This window comes from Ligilactobacillus equi DSM 15833 = JCM 10991 (assembly GCF_001435735.1).
GTDB classification, from domain to species: domain Bacteria; phylum Bacillota; class Bacilli; order Lactobacillales; family Lactobacillaceae; genus Ligilactobacillus; species Ligilactobacillus equi.
Window position 1 is genome coordinate 1 of sequence record NZ_AZFH01000147.1, and the last position, 314, is coordinate 314.

Genomic DNA, 314 nt, shown 5'->3' on the forward strand with positions numbered 1-314 from the left:
TCTAAAGACTGGGGCTTGTGAGAAGGCAAGCCTTACGGCTTACCCGACCACAATTTGCATAGATACATCACTGCATGATTACAAAGTAATCACGTCTAACACGATAATTACCAATGCCTTTAGAGTCCGCAAGTTGCCAAACGGACTGCCTAGTTATGCTAGGCTTTTTTCTTTTTCCTTAGCTAGTTTTTCTAATCCTTTTTCAAGAATATTTTTAGAGGCATTAATGTCCCTAATATGGAATGTACCACAATTAGGACAAGTCCATTCCCTATCTTTGAGAGTTAGTTTTTCTGTACCTTTTGTCCCCATGG

General features: G+C 39.5%; 1 protein-coding gene. It reads right to left on the bottom strand.

Annotation, left to right across the window (positions count from 1 at the left end; genetic code table 11):
• Positions 1-153 precede the first annotated feature (153 nt).
• Positions 154-312, bottom strand: a complete 159-nt coding sequence (locus FC36_RS11645) for a zinc ribbon domain-containing protein (RefSeq protein ID WP_156409563.1) — start codon at positions 310-312, stop codon at positions 154-156.
• Positions 313-314: the final 2 nt, after the last annotated feature.

Excerpts from the sequence above, each read along its gene's own strand:
- FC36_RS11645 (WP_156409563.1), bottom strand. The coding sequence starts at position 312 with ATGGGGACAAAAGGTACAGAAAAACTAACTCTCAAAGATAGGGAATGG.